Here is a 20,771-nt window from a genome sequence, read left to right on the forward strand (position 1 = left end):
AGCCAGTACATCCATGTACAAGTGAAGTGATAATGGCAAAGAGGTCACACCCGTTCCCATACCGAACACGGAAGTTAAGCTCTTTAGCGCCGATGGTAGTTGGGGGTTTCCCCCTGTGAGAGTAGGACGTCGCTTCGCAAAAATCACACCGCTGATATTCAGTGGTGTTTTTTTTATACTCAACTACCATGGAAACCGAAGGTTCGGCGAATGTGAAATTTCAATAAGAAAAGGTATATCATAAAAAGATGGCTCGGAGAATCCGAACCTTCTTTATTAATGGCTGTTTTCTCAATCTCAATGATTATTGTTTTATGTTAAATAATTGTAACTTATCATTACCTGATAATATGGAATAAAAAGGGGGGCGTCTATTGTCAAAAGGACTTATTCACCATATTGAAATATATGTTTCAGATTTAAAAAGTTCAATCAACTTTTGGGGTTGGTTTTTAGAAGAATTAGGATATAAGTCTTTTCAAGTGTGGGAATGTGGACATAGTTGGAAAATCGGAGAGACATATATTGTTTTCGTACAAGCTGAAGAACGGTTTATGGACATACCTTACCATAGATGTCGGGTAGGTCTAAACCATCTGGCATTTCACGCAGATTCCCGTCAGCAAGTAGATGAAATGACAAAAAAGTTAGAACGGATGGGTGTAAAAATCCTTTATACTGATAAGCATCCCTTTGCAGGAGGGGAAAAGCATTATGCTGTTTATTTTGAAGACCCAGATAGAATTAAAGTTGAATTAGTAGCACCTTGACCTCTATATTTTTGAGGTCTTTTATTATGCACTTCTTAATATCTCAACAGTTGTGTAGTTGGATTTTTGACAGGAAAACTAAGCATAAAAAGTGTTCATTTATTAACTCCTTCTATAAATAATATGAAAAAAGGACTCGACTCCGTTAGATAGGAATCGAGCCTATAATTAAACCCATTAGAACCACTATGTTGATCCAACCACACGACACCCGGTGAGGATGTCTCACAGCTTGCTTTTATTATTTATACAATTCCTTATATAAAACATATTTAAAGGCAGTGATTTCCTCATCCGACAGTTTACCTTCGATTTCAGTTAGCAATTCATCCGGATTGAGAGAGCCGTTTTGTGCTTGTTCCTGAATATCGAGTAAACGATTAACGCCCACTTTTGTTATTAACACTCGAGTTGCTTCTTCCTTAGTTTGGAAGGGAAGAGTATCTGGATTTGTAGTTGCTACCTCGTTTACTATTTCTTGAACCTTCGGATCGTTTTCGATATAGGTTCTTATTTCTTCTAGATTTTCATCAGTTAAATTAGATTTCACAGTATCGATTATTTTTTCGGAAGCGATATTTGTCCCAAAATGCCATACAGCATAGCCAGCTGCTCCGAGTACAACAAGAATTATTAAAGTAATTGTTAGAAACTTTTTCATTAACTCACTCCTGACACTATAAAATATAGCACAACTTCACAAATACCACGAAGAAAAGACATAACATATTAGTTATATAAAATATGTTATGTCCTTTATTTTTATCTGACTTTTATTCATTTGCCTTGATAGGATAATAAACTGTACTCTTTTAATATTCCTTTATTGATATATTCACTAACTTTTCTTCTTATCAAATAATAACCAAAGAAGTGTAACAATCGCTGCAAGCATAACCATTAGGAAACCATATAAAGGTGTGTGCTAACGATTGATGGTGAATAATTGAACCTCCGATATATGATCCTAAAAAGATTCCTATGTTGAAAGCGGAAATATTCAATGCTGAAGCCATTGTAATGGCTGATGGCACATATTTTTCAGATAGTAGTACTGCGTATAATTGTAACCCTGGAACATTCATGAACATAAATAGCCCCATGATCAGAACCAAAATTAATCCGATAATTGGTGATTCTATAGCGAATCCAATGCCTAGCAACGCTAATGCTAGTCCAATAAAAATAATAAAAATTGAACGAAGGGGATTTTGATTTGCGAAATGACCACCTAATGTATTACCAATAGCTACGCAAATACCATAGACAACTAATATTATGACTATCGCATGTGGAGAATAACCCATATATTGTTCCAAAATAGGTGTTACATACGTATAGACTACAAACGCACCACCGTAACCAATGGCAGTAATGAAAAGAATCAATAACATTCGAACATTGCTTAATACTTTACCTATATCACGTAATGAAATTGGATTTCCTTTCGATAATTGGTTGGGTACTAAAAACGCGTTCGCAATTAAACCTATAATACCGATTAGAACGATAAAGATAAAAGACATACGCCAGCCAATTACTTGTCCAATAAATGTACCAAGTGGGACACCTGTTACAGTAGCTAATGTTAATCCTGTAAACATAAAGGCAATTGCACTTGCTCGTTTATTTGGTTCAACAACATCTGCTGCTATAACTGAAGCGATGGACATAAACACACCATGGGATAATGCTGAAATAATACGTCCTATTAATAGAATAGAGAAACTAGGTGCTATTGCTGCGGTTAAGTTCCCAAGAATAAAAATAGCCATAACTAGCAATAATACTGTTTTTCGACTAAGACGAGAAGTTAAGGCTGTTAATAAAGGAGCCCCAACAGTGACACCTAGAGCATATATAGAAACGGTTAAGCCTGCTGTACTTAAAGATACACCGAAATCATTTGTTATTAATGGTAAAAGTCCGACACTGATAAATTCAGTAGACCCTATACCAAATGCACTGATAGCAAGTGCTAGTAAAGTTAATTTTGCATTTGGTTTTTTCGAATGTGACATAAAATAAATATCTCCTTTAATATTGATTGCATTTATAGTAATATGATTAGTACATGTCTAAAAGTTGTGTAGAGTACTTTTAGTTACTTTTGAATATAACGGGGGTTTACTATGCAAAAAGTTTATAATATTGGTGTTGAAGCTACTCTTGAAGTTATTGGTGGCAAATGGAAACCAGTGATCCTTTGTCATTTAAACCACCATGGTAAAATTCGTACAAATGAGTTTAGAAGATTAATTCCTGGAATTTCACAAAAAATGCTCACAAGTCAATTAAGAGAGTTAGAGCAAGACGGATTAATCCACCGAAAAGTCTTCAACCAAGTACCGCCGAAAGTGGAATATTCCTTAACGCCTTATGGACAAGAAATGGAACCTATTTTAAACATGCTTTGCACTTGGGGCGAAAAGCATGTTGAAGTATTACAAGATAAAGGCGAAGATGTGATTTTAATACAACGTGATGAAGATGATATAAAACAAACATCGTAATGATGGAGAAAGAGACTGTCAAACAAAAACAGTCTCTTTTTTATTACTTATAAAGCAAAGTCAAATTCATCTGGGTTTGGTCCAACACGTTGATCAAGATTCATCGCATTGATTAGAGCCATTTCTTCGTCTGTTAAATTGAAGTCAAAAATATCAGCGTTTTGTACCATACGTTCTCTACGAACAGATTTTGGAATCGTGATAATTCCGTTTTGAATATCCCAACGTAAAATAACTTGAGCGTTAGATTTTCCATATTTAGTTGCAATTTTAGAAATCGTTTCGTCTTCAAGAAGCCCGCCTTGCATTAATGGTGCCCATGCTTCAAGCTGAATTTGGTGCTTGTCACAGAATGAACGTAGCTCTATTTGTTGCAAGCGAGGGTGGAATTCCACTTGATTCACAACAGGTTTAATACGAGCAAAGGACAATAAATTCTGTAAATGTGCAACAGTAAAGTTACATACCCCAATTGCTTTAATCCTTCCTTGATCATATAAATCTTCTAATGCTCTCCAAGATTCAGCGTATTTATTTTTACCTGGCCAATGAATAAGGTAGAGGTCTAAATACTCTAATCCTAACTTTTGTAGACTATCTTCATATGCAGCAATCGTTTCATCATAGCTTAATCCGTCATTCCATACTTTTGATGTAATAAACAGGTCTTCACGTTGTAAGCCAGTTGATGCTAGCGCTTGTTTAATTCCTTCACCTACACCTGCTTCATTGCCATAAATAGCGGCAGTATCAATACTTCGATATCCAACATCAATAGCGTTTTTAACCAGCTCAGCTGTAGCGTCATTTTCTACTTGGAAAACGCCTAGACCCATACCAGGCATTTGTAGCCCGTTATTTAATGTGATTGTATCTTGTAAATGATTAATCATAATTGATACCTCCAATTGATTGTTTATTGCCTTAGTGCTTCTTCATTATGCTGCCTTTGGATAGTAAAAAAAAGTACATACATTTTTGTTATATAGAAACTTCGAGGTAACATTTGTGAGGGGACAAGGGTTTAGAGGTATAGATAATAAATAAAAAAAGCGTAAATCCATGTTGTGGATCTACGCCTAAATTCATTAATCTTATAATTCTTTTGTCATTAAAATGTGGGGAATTCCATCCTCCATAAAGATATCGGATGCAGTTTGATATCCAAGCTTATGATAAAATCCTTCTGCATGTTTTTGGCCATGTAATTTAACCTTCGAGACACCTTGAGTTTTTGCTATTTCTTCTAATGCTGCACAATGTTCTTCCCTAGGCCAAATTGACGGAATTCTTGAAGTACACAAATTCTTTCTAACTTTCCATACTCCTCAACAATTCGAAGTCTTCCAGTTCCAACAGGTTGTCCATTATAAAACACTAAGATGTGCTTACAAGTTGAGTTAAGATGATCGAATTGGTCGAATTCATCTGATAAAGGGACGCCTTGCTCCTTTACAAAAACTTCTTTTCTAATTGAAAATGCAGTTTCTAAATCTTCATTTGAAGTAATTAATTGATATGTCATCATTTTTCACCTTTCTATAGTGAGCAGGAGGCGGGTCCTAGATTTATTTCCAGTATGAGTCCTGCCATGCTGTTTTGTTTATTATCATTTTGTTGTAAATGCAATAAAAATAAGTTAAATTTAATATATATCACTTTTGTTGTATTTGCAATAAAAAGTACGAGTTAAGGAGCTTATTATGATTGAGATTTTGCGTGAAATCGGTATGATTGCAAGGGCATTAGATTCAATAAGCAACATCGAATTTAAAGATTTAGATCTGACGAGGGGGCAGTATTTATACCTTGTTCGAATATGTGAAAATCCAGGAATTATTCAAGAAAAACTAGCGGAAATGATAAAGGTGGACCGAACAACAACCGCCAGAGCAATAAAAAAGCTTGAGATGAATGGTTTTATTGAAAAGAAAGAGGACGAGCAAAACAAAAAAATTAAGAAACTTTACCCAACAGAAAAAGGGATGGAAGTTTATCCTCTAATAAAAAGAGAAAATGATTATTCAAATCGCGTGGCATTACAGGGATTTTCAGAATCCGAGGCAAAAACGATTTTAGATTTATTGATTAGGGTAAGAAAAAATGTTGAAGTCGATTGGGAATATGTCAAAAAAGGAAATAAGAGAAATTATTGATTAGGGATGAGGGTGACCTTGTGTCGATGAAGGGAGCAGTATTGAATATGGCAGTAACGATCAAAAAGTGTAACCATGAGGATTTAAAAACACTTCAGGAAATCAGTATAGAGACGTTTTACGAAACATTTAAGGATCAGAACACAGCTGAAAATATGAACGCCTATTTGGAAAATGCATTTCAGTTAGAAAAGTTGGAGAGTGAATTATCAATCCCATTTTCACAATTCTTTTTCGTTTGTGTCGAGGATGAGGTGGCCGGTTATTTAAAGGTGAACACAGACGAGGCTCAGTCTGAAAAAGAGGGGAACGATTCCCTTGAGGTTGAAAGGATTTATGTGAGGAAAAAATTCCAAAAACATGGATTAGGCAAAGTGCTTTTGAATAAAGCGATTGAAATTGCGGTAGAGCAGAGTAAGAGGAAAGTTTGGTTAGGTGTATGGGAAAAGAATGAAAATGCCATCGCCTTTTATGAAAAAATGGGATTCATCAAAACAGGCTCTCACTCGTTCCAAATGGGAGATGAAGAACAGTTGGATTGGATCATGACAAGGGCGCTCGGGTAGGGACATTGGGGACAGTAAAAGTGTCCCACAAAATTTTGGGACACTTTTACTGTCCCAGATGTCCCACTTTCCAGTAAAGCAAAATTAAGTTAATATGATATTAGATATGTATCTAATAAGTGGGGTATTACGATAGTGGGACAGAAAACCTGTCCCCAGTGTCCCAAGTAGAGAGGGAGTTGCACATGGGAAGTGAGATGGATATATTTGAACAGCCATTGGAGCAGGTAATGTATGTGTCCTCACCGGTCGTTGAGAGTATTGCTATGCTATGTGCAATGACAACGAATAATAAAGAATTTTTAGAAGAAGATCTTGATAGAATGTACGAGGAAATAGGAGATCTGCCTATCGTTGATCAATTAAGAAGGCTTCCTGAAAATAGTGTCTACCTTATTTTTAATCTGCTTATACCGATTCCGAATTTCGCATCCGTTGACCACTTTTCAGAGAAGGTTAAGCAATTGAAAGATGAGTATTTTGTTTTTTATTGGTGGAGTGAAGATATTCCACTCGAAACCATTCAACAGCTTATACATAACCCGGCTAGCATTTGGGATATAGAAGAAACGTATTATTGGCAGCAGCACGAAGACCGTGCATATGTTGAGGAGTGGCTATTGAATCTTTCCAACTTTAAAGAACAGTTTGCAGATATCCTGTTGCGTATTGCGCAAAGTAAAACATTTCAGGAACTTATGGAGTCGAAACAATCCGTTGTCCAACAGTCGATTGCAACACTGAAGCAATTATCTTTAGAGCCTTTATTACTTGCTCAATATGTAATGGGAAAGACCTTTAGACGAGTTAGTGATTATAAAATGTACTATTTCTTGCCTAGTTATTTTATATCACCTGTTCGTATCCGTATATTTAACGATTCCGTTTGTTACGTAGTTTATGGCTGTGCAAAGCAACTTTCTGATGATCGCGAGAAGAGTGAAACTTTATCGAAGCAATTAAAGGCTATCGCTGATCCGAATCGACTGTTAATACTGAGAATGCTAGCTACCCATAAAGAATACGGAGCAAAATTAGCAGAGTACTTAGGGATCACAACCGCTACGGTTTCCCATCATATTGAGACGTTGAAAAAAGTAGGACTCGTAAAGGAAGAGAAAATCGGCACAATAAAATACTTTACTGCAGACAAAGAACAGGTGAATAAAATGTTCCGTACCCTGCAGACATTCATGAAAGCTTAACCTTAATTGGTTAAGCTTTTTATTGTTTTGGGTAAAGTTGCACTACTTCTCAATGACAGGAAGGAAGATTTTTACGGAAACTTGTCCTTGAGACGGCTTCTAGAGGACAGAAAAGCAGAATTTATCCGGAAGTTGTCCTTGAGAAAGGACGGAAAAACGAATTTCATTAGAATACTGTCCTTGAAACAGCATTAAGAATAAAAAGTAGATGAATTTTCCAAAAAATGATTGAATTTTGAACACCTATATTAGATAATCACCATATTAGATGATTATCTAATATATAAAGGGGAGAAATAAATCGATGTCGAAAACAATTATTCAAGTTGATCAAGTTAAAAGAACATATGAAGTGAAAAATGGCAGTTGGAAGAAGGAGAAAAAGTTTGTTGAAGCGGTGAAAGGAATTTCTTTCGACGTTAAAGAGGGTGAAATATTTGGTTTACTTGGTCCAAACGGAGCGGGTAAAACTACGATGATTAAAATGCTGACAACTATGCTTATTCCAACAGACGGTACAATCGAAGTACTTGGATTTAATCCAGTTCATCAACATAAAGAGCTACGACCACATATTAATTTCATCTTAGGTGGTGAACGAAATTTATATTGGCGCTTGTCTGCTTATGATAATCTTGCGTATTTTGCTGACCTCTATAAAATCCCACGTTCAACCCAAAAGGCACGGATTCCAGAATTATTGAAGCTAGTTGAGTTGGAAGAAGTGGCGGATAGAAGAGTAGAAACATTTTCAAAAGGGATGAAGCAGCGACTTCAAATTGCTCGCGGACTATTGAACAATCCGAAAATATTATTTTTAGATGAACCTTCAATTGGATTAGATCCAGTTAGTGCCCGGAAGCTTCGTGATATATTACGAGACTTAAATCAGCAAGGAACGACGATTGTATTAACGACTCATTACATGTATGAAGCGGATGAATTATGCGATCGAATTGCCTTTATTAATCATGGGGAATTGATTGCTATTGATACGCCGCAAAATTTAAAGCAACGAACGAATCATCTGTCGGTGATTGAGTGCAAACTTTCGAACAGCACGAAGCAGGAGATTACGAGGTTATTAGAAGGAGCGAACATTTTCGATTCTGAAATTCATGAGGAACAAAATGTATTGAAAGTGCGAATTCCAGCAGAAGAACCACAGAAAGTAGTTTCATTGCTCTATAACTTGCCGTATCTAGAAGTGCAAGATTTATCTATCACAAAACCTTCATTAGAGGATGCATACGTTTCGATGGTTGGAGGGGTGTAAGATGCGAGGAAATCTACAGGCTTTTTTCAAAACTATTATCGTTCAAATGAAGTTATCGATCGCAAGGCCGATGTTTCAGTTTGTCATCTGGATCTCGCCGTTTTTCTACGCAACTATCACTTACTTTGTGTATGGTGGGCAATCGCCAGAGAAAATATTTCATTATGTTGTACTTGGCTCAGGGTTTATGGGGTTGTGGACGTCGATTGTTTATTCTTCCGCAAGTGATATAAACCGGGAACGTTTTTACGGCACCTTGGAAAATATATTTGTTGCACCGGTTTCATTTGCCTATATCATCATGGGGAAAATTGTTGGCAATACAATCTGGGGATTCATCTCCATGTTGCTTTCATTCGTCTATTTACGATTTGTGTTTAACCTAGAGTATCCAGTGGTAAACCCGTTACTAATTGGTTCGGCTTTTCTTGTGGTTGTTATTGCAATATCAGTGTTTGCATTTGTGATGGCACTTGTATTCACGTTATCCAAACAGGCAGAAGTGTTAATGAATTTCATTGAATATCCAATCTTTTTAATTTGCGGGTTTTTATTTCCTATTGCTATCTTACCAACATGGTTACAACCGATTTCCGCAATTTTACCGCCGACCTGGGCAATCGAGCTTTTAAGAGTAGTAACGAATAACGCTAGTACATCTGCTCAAATTGTGCAGGCGATCTTAGTGTTAATTGGCATAACGGTTATTTATGTTGTCATTGCGTTCGTGGCGTATGGAGCGGTTGATCGAAAAGCTCGAATGGATGGAAAGCTGGGGGTGTATTAATGGAAAGTATGAAGCGATTTTTTAGGCATGCAGTTTTATCCTATAAAGCATTGTTTGGGATGTTAGATCCGAAAGCTTATATCTTGGTGATGTTACTAAATCCATTGACGCAATTGATCTTCTTTGCAATGTTAGTGAATTATGTTTATAGGGGTGTTGGGTTAGAGGGATATGTGGCATCAAATGCTTTATTACTTTGTGTCATGAGCTCGGTGTTTGGCATGATGACGGTTGTGATGTCAGACCGCGGAATGGGGACGTTACCGATTGTTATGGCATCACCAGTGAATAAAGGAGTTTTATTCTTTGCGCGGTCGGTACCGCATATTGTAAATGGTGCCTTTACTGCATTTCTTGGATTAGTTTTTGGTGTATTGATTTTCGGTGTATCGATTCCAGTTGAGTCACTATTGCCACTACTTTGCATCTGGATGATTTCAATTTTTTCTGCATGTGGGCTTGGGTTAATTTTAGGGTCATGTAGTTTTTGGACCCCTTCCATGCATTTACTTTCTAATATTCTAGCAAGTGCTTTATTGCTTTTGAGTGGTGCTAATTATTCATTATCCGTCATGCCGAGCTGGTTGAGTGATTTAGCGAAGTTTTTCCCATTAACACGCGGGGTGGAATTAACAAAAGCTATTGTGAATGAAGGCGATACTTCTCAATTTGTTCGTCTCATGTCTGAAGAGTTATTACTTGGCTGTATTTACTTTGCAATAAGTATCGTTGCCATTCGTTACGCCGAGTATCTGGCAAGAGTGAAGGGAACTATGGAGATGAGTTAGAGGAAGTTGGGGGGACAGCGGGACATTGGGGACAGTAAATCTGTCCCTTTTATATTTTGGGACAGATTTACTGTCCCTAGTGTCCCACCTCACTGAAAACCCCAGAAGGAAAATCACCTTTTCAGTTGAATACTAATTTTAGAGTCAATCATTTTTATGGGGGATGGATTCATAGAATAGTAGTTCGAGTGGAGGGAAATGAATGGAACACATTACAACATATACAGTAACTGAAAATGAAATCGATGAATTGGGACATATGAATTATCTTCATTATATTATGCAGTTTACGAATTCGCGGATGGAGTGGCTAAAGGAAGTTGGTCTAAGCTTTCATGAACTAGTGGAGCGCAAACTGGGACCAGTGTTACTAAAAGTTGAAACCGAATATTCGAAAGAGGTTCGCCTTGGGGATACAGTTGAAATTCGTACTAGGCTAACAAAGGTTGGCACGAAAAGCTTCACTGTAGAACAAACCATGCTTCATGAGGGACAAATTTCAGCTTCATCGACTTCCATTTTAGTCATTATGGATCTGCAAGCACGTAAAGCCATTCCAGTGCCAGATGAAATCGCAAGAAACAAATGGGACAACGGGCAGGGACAACGGGGACAGGTAAAGTGTCCCACTTAGGTTTAGGGTTAGGGGGATCTTGATTGAGAATTTTTAAGTTTAGTAAAGAAGTTGGGAAGAAGATTTCACAATATAATTCGGATTTTACCATGTCTCGCATAATCCAAACTGAAAAAGTCACGAATATTGGCTGCATGTATTTAGAGGAGAACGGGATTATTGGCTATCACCAGGCCGTTGTACCTCAGCTACTTCTAATCATGAATGGAGAAGGATACGTTAGAGGAGAATCCGAAGAGTACTTCAAGGTTCAACCCGGAGATGCAGTTTTTTGGGAGAAAGATGAATGGCATGAGACCAAAACGGATAAAGGATTAACAGCCATTGTCATTGAGAGTGAAGAACTGAATCCGGAGAGGTTTATGGGATAGTGGGACATCGGGGACAGGTTTTCTATCCTCGTAATTGGGGACAAAAAACCTGTCCCCAACGTCCCGAAAATAAAATAATTGGAGGAATGTTAATGGTATTTGCTAAAGCAAGAGCAGTAGATGGTCCAGATAAGCCGTTTCGAGCTGCAGAGATTAAAAGACGTGAACTTGATTTACATGATGTATTGATTGAAATTAAATACGCTGGAATTTGTCATTCGGATATCCATACTGCTCACGGTGAATGGGGACCAGTAAATTATCCACTTGTTCCCGGACATGAGATTGCAGGAATTGTAATTGCGGTTGGTTCTGATGTTACAAAATACAAAGTTGGTGATCGAGTAGGGGTTGGCTGTATGGTTGATTCCTGCCGTGAATGTGAGAACTGTCAAAAAGGTGAAGAGCAATACTGTGTTGAGGGGAATATTCCTACCTATGCAGGTGCTGGTAAATATGGTGAGCCAACTCAAGGCGGCTATTCTACTCACATTGTCGTTACTGAGGATTTTGTGGTCAAAATTCCTGATAGCATTGAGCTAGATGTCGCAGCGCCGTTACTCTGCGCGGGTATTACGACATATTCTCCATTAAATCACTGGGGAGCAGGACCAGGTAAAAAGGTAGCCGTTGTCGGTTTAGGTGGACTTGGTCATATGGCTGTCCAAATTGCTCATGCCATGGGTGCTGAAGTGACGGTTTTATCACAATCATTGAAGAAAAAGGAAGACGGATTAGCGTTAGGTGCAGATCATTACTATGCGACAAGCGACCCGGAAACATTCAAGCAACTTGCTAACACATTTGATTTAATCATTAATACGGTAAGTGCAAAGATTAATCTGAACGCTTACTTACGATTACTCAACCTTGATGGTACTTTAGTAAATGTCGGTGCTCCCGCAGAGCCACTTTCATTAAACGTAGGCAATTTAATTAACCGACGCCGTTCATTTGCAGGCTCATTGATTGGTGGCATCCGTGAGACTCAGGAAATGTTAGATTTCTGTGCGCAACATAACATTGCTCCAAAAATTGAAGTTATTTCAGCTGACCAAATTGATGAAGCTTACAAACGTGTATTAGCTTCAGATGTGAAATATCGATTCGTCATTGATACAAGCACTATGTAGGGGGTAGGGAGACAGGTTTTCGGTCTCTTATTCTATTATTTGGGACAGAAAACCTGTCCCCAACGTCCCGCATAATGTCCAAATTGAAATAGTACAATGAAACGGTGTGGGATTTTTATCCTTTTATGTATTAGGGGATAAAACCTAATTCATAAGAAGTAATAAAATTACTGGAGGGTTTGTGATGGGATTATTAAGTGGAATTTTAGGAAATGCATCGAAGGCAAATGTGGATGAGGTAACAAAAGAACTTGGCCCGATTCTAGCAAACGGGGAAGAAGTTGATGTTGCGTTCAAGTTGATCAGGGATTTAATTGTTTTTACAAATAAGCGTCTAATTATGGTTGATAAACAAGGTATTACTGGGAAAAAAGCAGAATATCATTCTTACCCATACAAATCCATTTCCCATTTTAGTGTTGAAACAGCTGGCCTTTTCGATGCAGATGCGGAACTGAAAATCTGGATTTCAGGCGCACAGTTGCCTGCAATTACAAAGCAATTCAAAAAAGACAACAGCATTTACGACGTTCAAAAAGCGTTAACTGCTGTATGTGGATAATGGGACATCGGAGATGAGGGACAACGGGGACAGTAAATCTGTCCCATTATTATTTTTGGGACAGATTTACTGTCCCCAGTGTCCCACCTACTCAATAGGGGGTAATTTCCATTTCAGAGAAGGAAAGAGAACGATTAATAGAGAAAGAGTTAAAGAGAAACCCAGGTGGTGCTTTAAATAATACTTGGGCAAATGTATTAACAGGTTCTCCGAGTAGTGGCTGTCTAATCAATATCGGTTCAATCATAATAATTATCATTTTTATTCTAATAGTAAGAGCTTGTTCAAATTAGGGGGATAGATGAACAGTTGGGACATTGGGGACAGGTTAAGTGTCCCACGAGATTAGTGGGACAGATTTACTGTCCCCAATATCCCGGCAAGGATGGGAACAATGGGACAACGGGGACAGGTTAAGTGTCCCACGGGATTAGTGGGACAGATTTACTGTCCCCAATGTCCCGGCAAGGATGAGAACAATGAGACAACAGGGACAGGTTAAGTGTCCCCGAGATTTTGGGACAGATTTACTGTCCCCAATGTCCCACCGGCACACAATGTCCCACCGGTACACAATGTCCCACCGGCACACAATGTCCCGACACCCACAGTCCCACCCTCTAACACCAATGTTCAATAAAGAAAGGCGGGTATCTCATGGAGTTGCGGCATTTAGAGTATTTTTTAATGGTCAGTAAAGAATTACATTTTACTAAAGCGGCTGAAAAATTAGGAATCTCTCAACCGACTTTAAGTCAACAAATAAAAATGCTTGAAAAAGAGCTAGGTTATTCACTTTTTAATCGAGTTGGAAAGAAAATCGAGTTGACGAAAGTTGGAGAAATTGTCCAAGAAGAAGCGTTGAAAATTCAAGGTGCTATCGAAAACATTACTTCTCAAATTGCAGCATTCTCCAAAGGGGACCTCGGCGAATTGAAGATTGCTGTGTTACCAGGGGAAATCACAGATTTGGTAGCTACTTTATGTATTAAATTTAATCAGCTTTATCCAAACGTCAAAGTATCTATTGAAACGACTGATCAAGTAGAAAAGGCTGTTTTAGACAGTCGAGCTGATTTCGGTATTAGTTTCCAACTCAATCAAAATGATCAATTGCAAGTAACAAAACTATATGATGAGGAATTTTATCTCATTACCAATCATAAGAATGAAGAGCAAAAAGTTACTTTTTCACAAGTTTTAGAAGGGCCACTTATTCTATTCCCAAGTGTGCATCAATGTAGAAAAATCCTTAATAAAACAAGTAATGAAATCGGTAAACCGCTAGAACCTATTGTAGAAACGTCTAGTATAAAATCAATTCTAAATCTAGTTCGAAGTGGTGTTGGCAGAAGTGTTGTCTCCCGGACATTATTTGAATTTTATGATACGGAAGATTTATTTTTCCAACAGATTGAAAAGCCCACTTTATCTAGGGGAGTTTATCTTGTTATGAAAAAGAATTGCATTATTAATTATTCGGCACGAGAATTTATTAAGTTACTAGTAAATGAAATCGAAAAGCTTCAATTTCATACGGAGAAAGATGCGATTCATTTTTTATATCAATCTGCATTATAGATTTTACCTATCATTATCATAGAAATGACCTAATAGACATTAAGTTGGGCACTCTATACAATGTAGATAGGACAACTAGAATTTGCATTTCAAAGGGGATTGCTGTTTGGTAATAATATTTTCATTGCCAAAGCGAAAATGTAGATACTAAATACAAACTAATTCGGGGTGATTGTTAATGGGAAAAGATTTAAGTCAATTCATCAGAAACGAAGCGTTTTTAGACAAGGTTGTTACTGCTGAAGAAGCAGCTTCTTGGATTGAAGACGGAATGAACCTTGGAATGAGTGGATTCACACTTTTCGGTGAGCCAAAAGAGTTTCCACTAGCACTTTCAAAACGTGGGGAGAAAGAAAACTTTAAAGTAAACCTGTACACAGGTGCATCTTTAGGACCAACTGCTGACCAATCAATGGCAGAAGCAGGAATCATTAACTTACGTGTTCCTTACCAAGGAAACGCTGTTATGCGTAATAAAATCAATGCAGGTGAACTTTACTATATTGACCAGCACTTATCACATACAGCTGAAGAGATCCGAAAAGGTACTCTAGGTAAAATCGATTATGCAATTATCGAAGCAGCTGCAATTACTGAAGACGGTTTAATTATCCCAACAGGTTCTGTAGGGAACTCACCGATTTTTGTCGAAAGAGCTGAAAACGTTATCATTGAAATAAACACAACTGCTCCTCGTGCGTACGAAGGTCTTCATGATATCTACGTACAAAAAGATCAAGGTGAGCGTAGAGAAATACCACTTTATAGCGTAGGCGATCGTATCGGAGAAATTGGTATTAGAGTAGATCCGGCGAAAGTAAAAGGTATTGTATTATCAGAACAACCGGATATTCCATCACCATTATTTGAGCCAAATGAAGAAACTCAACAAATAGCAGATAACTTATTAGACTTCTTCGCTAACGAAGTAAAAGAAGGAAGATTACCAAATTCTTTAGCTCCACTACAATCTGGAGTAGGGTCTGTTGCGAATGCGGTTCTTAATGGTATGAAAACTTCTCAATTTAAAGATATCGAAGTAGCTTCTGAAGTTTTACAAGACGGCGTATTCGATTTAATCGACGCTGGTGTTGTTAAATTTGCGGTAGGTACAGCATTCTCACTTTCTAAAAAACGTGTAGATTCTCTAGCTGAAGATTTAGAGAAATACAAAGATAAAATTATGTTCAGACCACAAGAAATTTCAAATAATCCAGAGGTAATCCGTCGTTTAGGTGTTATTTCATTTAATACTGCTCTTGAAGTTGATATTTACGGAAACGTTAACTCAACTCACGTGAGCGGATCAAAAGTAATGAACGGTATCGGTGGATCTGGAGACTTTGCTCGTAATGCGAGAATTACAATTTTCGTAACACCTTCATTAGCGAAAAACGGTGCAATCTCAGCAATCGTTCCATTCGTATCACACGTTGACCATACAGAGCACGATGTAGACGTAATCGTAACTGAGCAAGGATATGCGGATCTTCGCGGACTTCCACCAGTGAAGCGTGCAGAAAAAATGATCGAAATCGCACACCCAACATACAGACCACAATTACGTGCGTACTTCGAAGAAGCAAAAGAAAAAGTAGGTGGCCAAACACCACACATTCTTGAAAAAGCATTCTCATTCCATCAAAACCTAAAAGAAAAAGGCACAATGCTATTCGAGGAAGAAAAAGTATCAAAATAATGGGACATTGGGGACAGTAAATCTGTCCCAATATTTTTTTGCCCCAATCCCTGAACCAAACATGGTACAACTGCTGGGACATTGGGGACAGTAAATCTGTCCCAATATTTCCTCCCCCAATTACCCAAACCAATCATGATACCGTCATGGCCATACCAAGAAGAGAAAGGATTTACCGCCACATGCATTGAATATATAGAATAAGAAGTTTTCTAGATAAGGAGAGATTCAATGTTCTTTGTACAAATGTCGGGGTTTCCGGGCTCAGGGAAATCAACACTCGCGCTTGAAATAGCAAAAAGAACAGGGGCAATCATTATCGACCATGATGTTGTAAAAACTGCTTTATTAGAATCTATTGATGTTGAAGTCGACCCTAAACTTGCGGGCAAGATTTCATACAATATAGACTGGTCCTTAATTGAATCTTTCCTGTCACAAGGACAAAAAGTAATTTTTGATAGTCCTTGTTTGTACGAAGAAATGATTACAAAAGGAACAGCTTTAGCGAAAAAATATCAAGCATCCTACAAATACGTTGAGTGTTACCTCAATGATTTTGATGAAATCAATCTACGTTTAAAAAATCGGGAAAGTAAGATTAGCCAAATAAAAGAGGTTAAATCAATTGAAGGATTTCGATTTACTATTGAAAACAGTAAAAAGCCTCCGCAACACAAGTGCTTGGTTGTAGACACAAGCAAACCATTAGATAGCTATATTCAAGAGGTTTTGGAATATATCTTGGAGTAATTTGATTAAACAAACTTAGCCTAGCTAAATAAATTCAATAAGAAATGGGGCATATAAATATGCTGAAGGCACTATCGGTTATACCAGAAGATAAAAGAATTGCAGGGGTACATTGTGTTCCAATAATGGAAAATGGCTCAATAGTTATGGCTTGGGACAAAGACGAGCAAGTTTTGACTACAATTGGTGGTAGATTAGAAGGGGAAGAGAATATCGATGAAGCATTAGAACGTGAAGCAATGGAAGAAGTAGGGATGACCATTAGTTCTGAAAAAATACCATTTGCTTCGTGGTACTGGGAATCAACTGATACATATACAATATGGTTTTTGGTTAAAGCTCAGAAGTTTTTACCTTATACGTTTGATTTTGAAAAAACAGGCTACGTGATCTTCAATTTTGAAACTGCTAACCAAATAATTTCTAAATTAGAACCAAACAACAAAACTAGAATTGAGATTTTGAAATTAGCTTATGAGAAAGCTCAAGAACTTAATTTATTCGAAAATCTTAACTGACTTTAAGGTGAATCAAACGCATCGCAATAAAACGGGAATTTGTAGTGCGTTACTTTATTTCTAATCTATACAATCTTTCAATTGGAGATTCTTCTCTAAAAGTTTTAACTTCTTCTACAAACTCCCAACCAAATTTTTCATATAATCCTACATGCTTTGTATACAAGAACAATTCATTTAAATTTGCTTTTTTAGCATTTTCATTCACTGTATTCATTAGTTCTCGACAAACATTTTTTCCTCTAATTTTTTCATCTACATAAACATTAATAAGCCATGGATATAGATCAGGTCTACTATTTAAGTCCTCAGACATAGATAATTGATACATACCTGCTGGTTCTTCACCAATTAAAGCAACATAAGTTTGTGGTAATCGAACTGTATTTAATGAATGTTGTAAATTACATCTCAACTCTTCATAACTCATTCCATTTCTAATTCCCCACCAATGATAATTCCATTCACATATCTTTTCGAAAATAAAGTTTTGATCGTCTTCTAGTCTAATAATTTTCATACAAAAAAATCCTTTCAAGTTCCATTGTTCAACTGAATAATATCATATCTTTGATGAATATCTCACTTTGTAACGAGGGAGTCTATCAATAAGGATTTACGCTATTAAAAATTTCCATATAAATCTTATTGATATAGGGATAACAATCATGTAGTCTTTTATTTGCTGTGACAAAAAAATATGATTTTTTCTTCTTATCAAGAGAGATTGAGGGACTGGCCCGATGAAATCTCGGCAGCGGAACAAAGTTTAAGTTACTGTGCCAAATCCAGCAAGTAGGACTTGATAGATAAGAGGAGTGTTTTATAGATATAAGGCCTCTTCTTGATTTGTTTCAAGAGGGGGCTTTTTTTCGGGGCAAGAATAGACAAGATCTGTCCCATTTTATTTTCGGAGGTAGAAATATGAAAAAAGGAAATCCATGGGCGTTAATCCCATTTGTTGTTTTTTTGATTTTATTTATTGGTTCTGGGATTATTCTAGGCGATTTTTATGCCTTTCCAGTCATTGTAGCCATTACTATTTCAGGAGCTGTAGCATTGGCAATGAATCGAAAAGAACAGTTTGCGCTTAAGGTTGATATTTTTTGCAAAGGTGCGGGAAATTCAAATGTCATGCTAATGGTTATAATTTTTCTATTGGCAGGTGCATTTTCAGAGGTAGCAAAAGGCATGGGAGCAGTGGATTCCACTGTTAACTTTGCGTTATCGGTTGTTCCTCAAAACCTGTTAGTAGTAGGGTTGTTCATCATTTCATGCTTTATCTCCTTATCAATGGGGACATCGGTGGGAACGATTGTTGCACTGGCGCCAATTGGGGTTGGGATAAGCGAACATACGGACATTACGATGGCTTTAGTGATGGGTGCTATTATTGGCGGCTCTATGTTTGGCGATAACTTATCCTTTATTTCAGATACAACCATTACTGCAGTTCGTTCGCAAGGTGCTGAAATGAAGGATAAATTTAAGGTGAATTTTTGGATTGTGTTGCCAGCTGCTATTCTAACGGGCATTATTTTAGCGGTGGTCACAATGGGTGAAACTGGACAAGTAGAGCATCTAAGCTATAGTTTTGCCAAAATTGTTCCGTATATTTTTGTTATTATTTTCGCGTTAGTTGGAATGAATGTTTTCCTCGTTCTTCCATTAGGGATTGTTCTTTCAGGGGCAGTTGGCTTAATTGATGGAAGCTATCAGTTAATGAGCGTTTTGCAAAAAATAGGTGAAGGTATGGCAGGCATGTACGAAATGGCCTTCCTTGCGATATTAATAGCTGGAATGGTTGAGGTTATTAAATTTAACGGTGGTATAGACTTTATACTTCAACTAGCAACAAGAAGAATAAAATCAAAAAAAGGTGCCGAATTAGGGATTGCTGGTCTAGTAAGTCTTACTGATTTATCAACGGCTAATAATACAATTGCTATTTTGATCACAGGCCCACTTGCAAAAAATATTGCTGAACAATATGATATTGAACCGCGAAAATCCGCAAGTATATTAGATATTTTCTCCTGTTCAATACAAGGCCTATTGCCATATGGAGCTCAATTCCTTGCAGCCGCAAGCGTAGCGGGGATATCACCAGTGAGCATTCTGCAATACGCTTATTATCCAGTGCTTATAGGAATCTGTGGAATTATCGCAATACTTGTTGGATATCCAAGAAAAATGAAAACTCAAATCTAATAAAGGTGAATAAAATTAAAAGGCGCTTTTCTTTAAAAAGAAGGCGTCTTTTTACGTGAGGCAAAATGAAATAAGAGCTTCCTCAAATGGGAAAGCTCTTTATTTATTATGAAAATACTAGTCTAATATTTTTACTTTCAATTGTTTTACTCCGAATTTGATTGCCTCTTCCTTAGTTGGTACAAAGACATCGATTTTATTTCCTTTGATGGATCCACCAGTATCCCCAGCGATTGCTTCGCCATAGCCTTCAACATATACTTTACTTCCTAGTGGAATAACTGTTGGGTCGACTGAGATGACTTTTGCATTTGGGTTTTCTTTAAGGTTAATGCCAGTAGATGTAATACCTGAACATCCTTCACATGTAGCAGTATAAGCAGTAGCTTCCACGATGATTTCTTTTCCTTCAGCTTCGTTTGTAGCCGGAGCAGCTGGCTTCGTTACAGCTTCATTAGTTGTTGGTGCAGCTGGCTTTGTTACAGCTTCATTAGTTGCTGGAGCGGCCGGCTTTGTTTCAATTTTATTAGTAGCTGGAGCGGCCGGCTTTGTTTCAACTTTATTAGTAGCTGGAGCAGCTGGCTTTGTTTCAACTTTATTAGTAGCCGGAGCAGTTGGCTTCGTTTCAACTTTATTTGTTGCCGGAGCTGTTGCAACAGGTGTACTTTCCTTTGAAGTTGATGCTACAGGTTTCAACGGATTTTCAGCTAATATCGTATTATCATTAATTCCATCAAAGATTACTAGATTTAGATCAGGATGAATCAGATCCGAATTTAATTGATTCCATTCTTTTAGTTGTGAAACTTTCACTTGATTAGCTCGAGCTATGTCCCACAAAGTGTCACCTTTTTTAACTGTATATTGTTTTTCCGTAATAATTTTCAAGACATCCCCAGGGTGTATAAGATCTGTCGTTAGATTATTAAACTTTTGAAGATTTTCTACTGTTGTATTATGAGCACGAGATAAATCCCATAGGGTATCTCCTTTTTCTACTGTAATGGATGCAGCTTGTACATTTGTACCTAAAGTAATCGAAAGTGCAGCTACTGGTACTATTGAAATTAACTTTTTAAACATCATTTTGCCTCCTAATTCTTTATTATAGACTCTCGGCATTCGCCGAGCTTTGTGGTTCAAGGATTTTCCTCAAACCAATTTATTTCATCCCTCCTATTTTAGGTGGGATTTTTTAATGTTCATTTTTTTAAAACTGGAAATTAATTATCAAAATATTTTCACGAA

At 37.2% G+C, this 20,771-nt stretch carries 21 protein-coding genes, 1 rRNA gene, 2 pseudogenes and 1 riboswitch; of the genes and pseudogenes, 18 read left to right on the forward strand and 6 right to left on the reverse strand.

Going from position 1 to position 20,771, the window contains the following annotated elements; genetic code table 11:
• Positions 1–22 precede the first annotated feature (22 nt).
• Both rrf and ACOQFO_RS00300 read left to right on the forward strand, forming a co-directional pair.
• Positions 23–138, forward strand: a 5S ribosomal RNA gene (rrf, locus tag ACOQFO_RS00295).
• A 236-nt stretch (positions 139–374) separates the two neighbouring features.
• Positions 375–770, forward strand: a complete 396-nt coding sequence (locus ACOQFO_RS00300) for a VOC family protein (RefSeq protein ID WP_421687734.1) — start codon at positions 375–377, stop codon at positions 768–770.
• Between the two features lie 241 nt (positions 771–1,011).
• Here the strand turns inward: ACOQFO_RS00300 and ACOQFO_RS00305 are convergent, their stop codons facing one another.
• Together ACOQFO_RS00305 and ACOQFO_RS00310 are read right to left on the reverse strand one after the other, a co-directional pair.
• A complete protein-coding gene (locus tag ACOQFO_RS00305; RefSeq protein WP_421687735.1) occupies positions 1,012–1,431 on the reverse strand; it encodes a hypothetical protein in 420 nt (139 codons plus the stop codon).
• 177 nt (positions 1,432–1,608) lie between these two features.
• Positions 1,609–2,791: pseudogene (locus ACOQFO_RS00310) on the reverse strand (MFS transporter).
• A gap of 111 nt (positions 2,792–2,902) precedes the next feature.
• Here ACOQFO_RS00310 and ACOQFO_RS00315 point away from each other — a divergent pair.
• A complete protein-coding gene (locus ACOQFO_RS00315; protein ID WP_421687736.1) occupies positions 2,903–3,283 on the forward strand; it encodes a winged helix-turn-helix transcriptional regulator in 381 nt (126 codons plus the stop codon).
• A 47-nt stretch (positions 3,284–3,330) separates the two neighbouring features.
• On the opposite strand, the gene ACOQFO_RS00320 is transcribed toward ACOQFO_RS00315, so the two are convergent.
• Positions 3,331–4,176: an aldo/keto reductase gene (locus ACOQFO_RS00320; protein ID WP_421687737.1), complete on the reverse strand. Its 846-nt coding sequence runs from the start codon at positions 4,174–4,176 to the stop codon at positions 3,331–3,333.
• A 201-nt stretch (positions 4,177–4,377) separates the two neighbouring features.
• Positions 4,378–4,808: pseudogene (locus ACOQFO_RS00325) on the reverse strand (GNAT family N-acetyltransferase).
• Positions 4,809–4,986: 178 nt separating this feature from the next.
• On the opposite strand from ACOQFO_RS00325, the gene ACOQFO_RS00330 reads away from it, so the two are divergent.
• The 14 genes from ACOQFO_RS00330 (at position 4,987) to ACOQFO_RS00395 (ending at position 17,312) form a co-directional block, all read left to right on the forward strand.
• Complete coding sequence (locus ACOQFO_RS00330; RefSeq protein ID WP_421687738.1) at positions 4,987–5,439, forward strand: MarR family winged helix-turn-helix transcriptional regulator; 453 nt, start codon at positions 4,987–4,989, stop codon at positions 5,437–5,439.
• 47 nt (positions 5,440–5,486) lie between these two features.
• Positions 5,487–6,005 (forward strand): GNAT family N-acetyltransferase, encoded by a 519-nt coding sequence (locus ACOQFO_RS00335; protein WP_421687754.1) that lies wholly within the window; start codon positions 5,487–5,489, stop codon positions 6,003–6,005.
• A gap of 185 nt (positions 6,006–6,190) precedes the next feature.
• On the forward strand, positions 6,191–7,210 hold the full coding sequence (locus ACOQFO_RS00340; RefSeq protein ID WP_421687739.1) for an ArsR/SmtB family transcription factor: 1,020 nt from the start codon (positions 6,191–6,193) through the stop codon (positions 7,208–7,210).
• Between the two features lie 304 nt (positions 7,211–7,514).
• Positions 7,515–8,486, forward strand: a complete 972-nt coding sequence (locus tag ACOQFO_RS00345; RefSeq protein ID WP_421687740.1) for an ABC transporter ATP-binding protein — start codon at positions 7,515–7,517, stop codon at positions 8,484–8,486.
• A gap of 1 nt (position 8,487) precedes the next feature.
• Positions 8,488–9,273, forward strand: coding sequence for an ABC transporter permease (locus tag ACOQFO_RS00350; protein ID WP_421687741.1), 786 nt, complete (start codon positions 8,488–8,490; stop codon positions 9,271–9,273).
• Positions 9,273–10,061 carry an ABC transporter permease gene (locus ACOQFO_RS00355; protein WP_421687742.1) on the forward strand — a complete coding sequence of 263 codons (789 nt, stop codon included), beginning with the start codon at positions 9,273–9,275 and terminating at the stop codon, positions 10,059–10,061. The genes ACOQFO_RS00350 and ACOQFO_RS00355 overlap by 1 nt, the downstream gene beginning before the upstream one ends.
• 202 nt (positions 10,062–10,263) lie before the next feature.
• A complete protein-coding gene (locus tag ACOQFO_RS00360) occupies positions 10,264–10,695 on the forward strand; it encodes an acyl-CoA thioesterase (protein ID WP_421687743.1) in 432 nt (143 codons plus the stop codon).
• Between the two features lie 23 nt (positions 10,696–10,718).
• Positions 10,719–11,066, forward strand: a complete 348-nt coding sequence (locus ACOQFO_RS00365) for a cupin (RefSeq protein WP_421687744.1) — start codon at positions 10,719–10,721, stop codon at positions 11,064–11,066.
• Between the two features lie 92 nt (positions 11,067–11,158).
• On the forward strand, positions 11,159–12,199 hold the full coding sequence (locus tag ACOQFO_RS00370) for an NAD(P)-dependent alcohol dehydrogenase (RefSeq protein WP_421687745.1): 1,041 nt from the start codon (positions 11,159–11,161) through the stop codon (positions 12,197–12,199).
• 184 nt (positions 12,200–12,383) lie between these two features.
• Positions 12,384–12,761, forward strand: a complete 378-nt coding sequence (locus tag ACOQFO_RS00375) for a PH domain-containing protein (protein WP_421687746.1) — start codon at positions 12,384–12,386, stop codon at positions 12,759–12,761.
• Positions 12,762–13,418: 657 nt separating this feature from the next.
• Positions 13,419–14,342: a LysR family transcriptional regulator gene (locus ACOQFO_RS00380; protein WP_421687747.1), complete on the forward strand. Its 924-nt coding sequence runs from the start codon at positions 13,419–13,421 to the stop codon at positions 14,340–14,342.
• Between the two features lie 178 nt (positions 14,343–14,520).
• Entirely contained in the window at positions 14,521–16,041 is a 1,521-nt protein-coding gene (locus ACOQFO_RS00385; RefSeq protein WP_421687748.1) for a succinate CoA transferase, read from the forward strand.
• A gap of 231 nt (positions 16,042–16,272) precedes the next feature.
• Positions 16,273–16,794, forward strand: a complete 522-nt coding sequence (locus ACOQFO_RS00390; protein WP_421687749.1) for an AAA family ATPase — start codon at positions 16,273–16,275, stop codon at positions 16,792–16,794.
• A gap of 59 nt (positions 16,795–16,853) precedes the next feature.
• Positions 16,854–17,312: an NUDIX domain-containing protein gene (locus tag ACOQFO_RS00395; RefSeq protein ID WP_421687750.1), complete on the forward strand. Its 459-nt coding sequence runs from the start codon at positions 16,854–16,856 to the stop codon at positions 17,310–17,312.
• 49 nt (positions 17,313–17,361) lie between these two features.
• Here ACOQFO_RS00395 and ACOQFO_RS00400 read toward each other — a convergent pair whose 3' ends face one another.
• Complete coding sequence (locus ACOQFO_RS00400; protein WP_421687751.1) at positions 17,362–17,832, reverse strand: GNAT family N-acetyltransferase; 471 nt, start codon at positions 17,830–17,832, stop codon at positions 17,362–17,364.
• A 191-nt stretch (positions 17,833–18,023) separates the two neighbouring features.
• Positions 18,024–18,128: riboswitch (SAM riboswitch) on the forward strand.
• A gap of 108 nt (positions 18,129–18,236) precedes the next feature.
• Between ACOQFO_RS00400 and ACOQFO_RS00405 the strand changes: the two genes are divergently transcribed.
• The gene (locus tag ACOQFO_RS00405) at positions 18,237–19,523 is read left to right on the forward strand and encodes a Na+/H+ antiporter NhaC family protein (RefSeq protein ID WP_421687752.1); all 1,287 of its coding nucleotides are present in this window, start codon (positions 18,237–18,239) and stop codon (positions 19,521–19,523) included.
• Positions 19,524–19,640: 117 nt separating this feature from the next.
• Here the strand turns inward: ACOQFO_RS00405 and ACOQFO_RS00410 are convergent, their stop codons facing one another.
• On the reverse strand, positions 19,641–20,606 hold the full coding sequence (locus ACOQFO_RS00410; protein ID WP_421687753.1) for a LysM peptidoglycan-binding domain-containing protein: 966 nt from the start codon (positions 20,604–20,606) through the stop codon (positions 19,641–19,643).
• Positions 20,607–20,771: the final 165 nt, after the last annotated feature.

Source organism: Ureibacillus sp. MALMAid1270, assembly GCF_049202975.1.
In the GTDB taxonomy this organism is placed as follows: domain Bacteria; phylum Bacillota; class Bacilli; order Bacillales_A; family Planococcaceae; genus Ureibacillus.

Bases quoted from the DNA above. Each gene is read 5' to 3' on its own strand.
- ACOQFO_RS00305 (WP_421687735.1), bottom strand. From the start codon at position 1,431: ATGAAAAAGTTTCTAACAATTACTTTAATAATTCTTGTTGTACTCGGA.
- ACOQFO_RS00315 (WP_421687736.1), top strand. From the start codon at position 2,903: ATGCAAAAAGTTTATAATATTGGTGTTGAAGCTACTCTTGAAGTTATT.
- ACOQFO_RS00320 (WP_421687737.1), bottom strand. From the start codon at position 4,176: ATGATTAATCATTTACAAGATACAATCACATTAAATAACGGGCTACAA.
- ACOQFO_RS00330 (WP_421687738.1), top strand. From the start codon at position 4,987: ATGATTGAGATTTTGCGTGAAATCGGTATGATTGCAAGGGCATTAGAT.
- ACOQFO_RS00335 (WP_421687754.1), top strand. From the start codon at position 5,487: ATGGCAGTAACGATCAAAAAGTGTAACCATGAGGATTTAAAAACACTT.
- ACOQFO_RS00340 (WP_421687739.1), top strand. From the start codon at position 6,191: ATGGGAAGTGAGATGGATATATTTGAACAGCCATTGGAGCAGGTAATG.
- ACOQFO_RS00345 (WP_421687740.1), top strand. From the start codon at position 7,515: ATGTCGAAAACAATTATTCAAGTTGATCAAGTTAAAAGAACATATGAA.
- ACOQFO_RS00350 (WP_421687741.1), top strand. From the start codon at position 8,488: ATGCGAGGAAATCTACAGGCTTTTTTCAAAACTATTATCGTTCAAATG.
- ACOQFO_RS00355 (WP_421687742.1), top strand. From the start codon at position 9,273: ATGGAAAGTATGAAGCGATTTTTTAGGCATGCAGTTTTATCCTATAAA.
- ACOQFO_RS00360 (WP_421687743.1), top strand. From the start codon at position 10,264: ATGGAACACATTACAACATATACAGTAACTGAAAATGAAATCGATGAA.
- ACOQFO_RS00370 (WP_421687745.1), top strand. From the start codon at position 11,159: ATGGTATTTGCTAAAGCAAGAGCAGTAGATGGTCCAGATAAGCCGTTT.
- ACOQFO_RS00375 (WP_421687746.1), top strand. From the start codon at position 12,384: ATGGGATTATTAAGTGGAATTTTAGGAAATGCATCGAAGGCAAATGTG.
- ACOQFO_RS00380 (WP_421687747.1), top strand. From the start codon at position 13,419: ATGGAGTTGCGGCATTTAGAGTATTTTTTAATGGTCAGTAAAGAATTA.
- ACOQFO_RS00385 (WP_421687748.1), top strand. From the start codon at position 14,521: ATGGGAAAAGATTTAAGTCAATTCATCAGAAACGAAGCGTTTTTAGAC.
- ACOQFO_RS00390 (WP_421687749.1), top strand. From the start codon at position 16,273: ATGTTCTTTGTACAAATGTCGGGGTTTCCGGGCTCAGGGAAATCAACA.
- ACOQFO_RS00395 (WP_421687750.1), top strand. From the start codon at position 16,854: ATGCTGAAGGCACTATCGGTTATACCAGAAGATAAAAGAATTGCAGGG.
- ACOQFO_RS00400 (WP_421687751.1), bottom strand. From the start codon at position 17,832: ATGAAAATTATTAGACTAGAAGACGATCAAAACTTTATTTTCGAAAAG.
- ACOQFO_RS00405 (WP_421687752.1), top strand. From the start codon at position 18,237: ATGAAAAAAGGAAATCCATGGGCGTTAATCCCATTTGTTGTTTTTTTG.
- ACOQFO_RS00410 (WP_421687753.1), bottom strand. From the start codon at position 20,606: ATGTTTAAAAAGTTAATTTCAATAGTACCAGTAGCTGCACTTTCGATT.